Annotated in this window: 3 protein-coding genes; 1 reads left to right on the top strand and 2 read right to left on the bottom strand. The window is 56.1% G+C overall.

What is annotated here, in order from left to right; translation table 11 throughout:
- The coding region (locus V7730_RS22255; protein ID WP_443070274.1) for a transposase at nt 1–170 on the top strand (170 nt) is incomplete at its 5' end.
- A 207-nt stretch (nt 171–377) separates the two neighbouring features.
- Here the strand turns inward: V7730_RS22255 and V7730_RS22250 are convergent.
- On the bottom strand, nt 378–2,630 hold the full coding sequence (locus V7730_RS22250) for a mechanosensitive ion channel family protein (RefSeq protein ID WP_335749744.1): 2,253 nt from the start codon (nt 2,628–2,630) through the stop codon (nt 378–380).
- Nucleotides 2,627–3,748 (bottom strand): 2Fe-2S iron-sulfur cluster-binding protein, encoded by a 1,122-nt coding sequence (locus tag V7730_RS22245; RefSeq protein WP_335749743.1) that lies wholly within the window; start codon nt 3,746–3,748, stop codon nt 2,627–2,629. The genes V7730_RS22250 and V7730_RS22245 overlap by 4 nt, the downstream gene beginning before the upstream one ends.
- Between the last annotated feature and the right edge of the window lie 540 nt (nt 3,749–4,288).

The raw sequence follows: 4,288 nt of genomic DNA, 5'->3' as shown, positions 1-4,288 counted from the left end.
ACACCAACCGCCTGCTGCGACAGTACTTTCCAAAAGGCACAGATTTGTCGATACACAGTCAAGCAAAGTTGAGCGCCATCGCCAGACAACTCAACGAACGACCTCGAATGACGCTGGGGTATGAAACTCCCGCAGAGCGTTTCAATGCATGTGTTGCGTCGATCAGTTGAGACCGCCGCTCAAAGCCGCCGTTCGCCGCGCTGCGCATCAATAACCGCTGTGCGGACAAAGTGAGGCTTCGCTCCAATTTTCACAAATGACCATTTTGCTGCATCGCCTGTGATTTATCATCATTTGGTTCCCTTTTCCGTTGCCCTCCCATTCAGCTTTCAATGAGCAACCAAGCCAGTACACCTGCACTCAATCAGCGGCTGAACTTAAGGCTCATCCGGGATAGGTCCGGGCGGCAGCTTGTTCATGGTAGCGTCATGCGCGGCGGCGCTGACGGCTCTGCGCTGTTCGTCTGTCAGGGCTTCGTCGCCCGCTATTTCCACCTTCACATTGCGTTCTGCCATGCGAATTCCGTTTGCGTCGAAGATGTCGCGCACACCCTGAAAAGCATCGCGCCGCACGGTCCATTGCTCGCCCGGCCTTGTCATGAATTTGACACCGACCACCATGTTGAACTCCTCCATCCGGCGCACGCCTTGGGATTTCAACGTCTCGATGATGCTATCGCCATATTCGGGGTTTGCTTTCAGATCAGCGCCCACCTGTTTGATCAGTTTCTTCACCAGCTTCAGATCAGTGTCGAAGGGCACACGGAATTCGAGCTTCATGATGACCCAATCGCGCGAATAGTTGGTCATGGACTTCAGCTCACCGAATGGCAGTGTGTGCACGGCACCGCGGTGGTGGCGGATTTGCAAAGAGCGAATTGATATCCGCTCAACCGTGCCGCGCAACTGGTCAATCTCGACGTATTCACCCACGCGGAAGGCATCATCAATGAGGAAGAAGATGCCCGAGACGACATCCTTGACTAATGACTGTGCGCCAAAGCCGATCGCGATGCCCATCACGCTTGCACCCGCAAGGATGGGGGCGATGTTCACGCCCATAGAGGACAGAATCGACATGGCGACCATCAACAACAGCGTAATCATTAAAACCACCCGCAAAAGCGGCAGGAGCGTCGCCATCCGCGCTTCCGGTCCCGGGGCGGAGCCATCGGTTGGGGGGCGGTAGGCATTGAGCCTGCGATCAATCGCCGTGCGCGCCCATGTCCACAGCAGATCGGCAATCAGCAGGGCTGCCGCGCTGTCGAGTAGAACCGAAAAGAGGCGTTGCATGACTGTTGGGTTTTCGGCGCGCTCGAAGATGCCCAGGTTCCAGATCAAAGTGAGCACAAAGCCAACAGAGATGATGGCTGCAAACCGCACCACGCGTTGTGCAATCGGCCGGTAGGTCTCGTAAGGGTCAATCACCTCTTCGACCTCTGCATCCAGTGAGCTCTCATCAGCGTCCTCGGACACCGCGATAACAGGGGGCGGCAGTAGCTTGGCCATGTAATCTGTGATGGCGCTGTCAAACGCATGGTCAACCCACGCGCGCAGCAGCTTTAGCGAAATAATCAAGATTCCGATACACAGGACGCTCCACATGAGCAGTGTCAGATCGAATATCCAGAGGGTAAGTATCAAGAAGATCAGCAGGCTGAGAAAACCGCGCCATTTACGTGCCGCCTTGGACTTCGCATTCGGGCTGATATGTCCGGCGAGGAAGAACCCCGCATGAAGACACAAGAGTGCTGCGAAGCTCACAAGCAAAGCCAGTGCGACCGAGACAGCAAGAACAGCGTTTTCGCCGTCTTGCGGCCTGAATACTTCAATGATCTGCGCAAACAGATCCTTGAATGCTAAGGCAACGATCAAAACGGTGGCAAAGGCCACACCGAGGCGCGTAATCAGCCGCGCCATGCCCGTGCTGACAGGCACCAACCGCAGGCGCGGCACAAAGGGAGCAAAGAACAACAACAGCGTGGTGCCAACCACGCGAATGGCAAAGATGGAAATCAGCAGGTTGAGTATCAGCGCAAACAGGATGGGGAGCCAGTCGAATGCGGAAAAGGCGCCAATGCTGCCAGTGGCAAAGGCTAACAACCCTGTAAGCGCGAGGCCCGCGCGGGTCACCGCTGCGGTCACGCGCTTTGCGGGTGTCTTGAAGTCAGTGATCTCGAGACGGCGGCGGATCGGGTTTGTGTATTGCCTAAACAGCCATTCAAGGCCCGCACCGAGAAACAGGAAAATCAGAACAAAGGTCAGGCTGCGCACACGCTGGTCGTCGGTGACTTGCTCTCTCCACCGTCCCTCCAGCAACTCAGGGGCTTGTCCGAAGCCCTCCCATGTCCTGACAAGCGCTGCGATCCGGTTTTGCGTATGCAACACCAAAGTGTCCAGTTGATCACGCATCCCGGGTGCCTCGACAACGGTCGCGGCTTCGGCACCCTCCGCTTGCTGACGCAGCCAATCCTGAATGCGCGCATCGCCAAGCAGGCGGGTAAACTCGTGGATGTCATTCGTTGATGGGGCTGGGGCCGACGTCACGGTCTGCGCGCTGGCAGGGCCAGACAGGAGGACAATTAGACCGCAAACCAATCCGAAAGCGGCGCGGCGCAGCAGGGCGATCATGCCGGAGCCTTGAATGAGGAGGGCACATCCGTTGGTCTGTCATTCTCGAATGTATAGTCCGCAGGGTAAATCGCCAAAACCTCCACTTTGCCACCTGCGGGTTTGAGCTGACACGCGAGCCTTGCACCTTGAGGCGCGCCAACCCTGTACAAGGTTTGCTGCTCCAACTCCGATGGGGTGGGCAGGGGGAAATCAGATTTCACGATGCGAACTGCACAGGTTCCGCACCTGCCGCGGCCTGCGCATAGACTGGCGTGGGGCTGATCATTGCGCCCGAAACAGTCCAAGATGCTGATCGCGGAGGTGGAGACCATCTCGGGGCTGCCATCACGGATAAGAACCACCTTTTGCGTGGTCTGGACCCTTAGGCGCACGAAACGGGCCGCCAGCGTGAGTAGCGTAAGGGCAATAGAGCCATAAATGGTGGCGTTGGTGACTTGTTTGATCAGCGCGAAAGGCACCTTAACATCTTCCGGCATTGCAGGGCTTTGCGCCAGATCTGCACCGGCCTGTCCGGCGACCAGCATTTCTCTTCCTGCCCCAGCATATCCCAAAAGCGCAAAAATCGGAACCAGGACCGCAAAGAGGTAGAGCCAATGCAACACCTTTCCGGCGCCCTCTTTTGCACGCAGCCATGTGAATAGGCCCGCACATCCATGCACCCAGACTACCGAGAGCATGATAACCTGCAACAATCCAAGTGTTGGCACCTGCAGCCAGAACAAGCGGATCGTATCCGAATAACCGAAATCGACGCCAGCATTTGCCAGCATCGATATGGCAATTGCGTGGGTCGCCAGAAGGGGTACCACAAGCAGGCCGGTCAGAAGTTGCACGATATCTTGCGTGTTCGTGCGCAGGGTTGGTCGCACATAAAGCGCCCAAAGCCCAAGAAAGAAGTGGCATACAAAGGCAGCGAGCAGCACAGCCCCCACGATTTTCCCTGTCCAGACGCCTGTCAGATAGGAGCGTGCCCCATCCATGGACTCGATAGAGATCAGGCCGAAACTGAGGTTGATCAAGTGGCTCGTCACGAAGGCCAGCAGGAAAAGCCCTGACCAGATGCGCACCGCGCGCAACGCAATCGCAGGCGTGATCGAATGCGGTTTATCTGTCATTACTGTACTCCTCATGAACAAAAAATTGCACAACTCGCCCGATACAGGCCACTGAGTGTACGCTCTAGCAAGTGTTGTCTTCGTTTGTGCGTAGTGTTGCGTGCCCATTTTCGTGGTTGCAAGTGTAAACGTCGCAAGGTTCGATAAGGCTTGATGCTGACTGCAACTCTTGATCCCAGCGCCTGGAACGTTAGTTGGCCTGCAGGCCTGTGGCGCTGATCAGCGCGATCAGAAGGCTGCAAAGGACGGAAAATGGGAGGGATGGTTGCATCATTCCCCTCCTGAAAAGATCTTTTCCTTCGGGGTACCGACGCTGACCTATCATCCTGTACGGGAATGCCCAGGCATGTACCAACATGGGCATTGGCGTCAGGATCGACGCTATGACCAAAACCGGTGCAAAAAAATGCGCCATTTGGTTGCGGTAGCATTTCCACCATAGGTGCGCCGTCTCTTCCAAGCTGAGCAAAAACCAATAAAGGAATTATTACGACCAACGGTCTTGCATATCGAGCGGTCCAAAACTGTCGTTTTGGTCCG

Origin of the sequence: Sulfitobacter sp., from assembly GCF_036961165.1 — a bacterium.
GTDB lineage: Bacteria > Pseudomonadota > Alphaproteobacteria > Rhodobacterales > Rhodobacteraceae > Sulfitobacter.
This window is presented reverse-complemented; position numbering and strand designations above follow the sequence as displayed.

Bases quoted from the DNA above. Each gene is read 5' to 3' on its own strand.
- V7730_RS22250 (WP_335749744.1), bottom strand. From the start codon at position 2,630: ATGATCGCCCTGCTGCGCCGCGCCGCTTTCGGATTGGTTTGCGGTCTA.
- V7730_RS22245 (WP_335749743.1), bottom strand. From the start codon at position 3,748: ATGACAGATAAACCGCATTCGATCACGCCTGCGATTGCGTTGCGCGCG.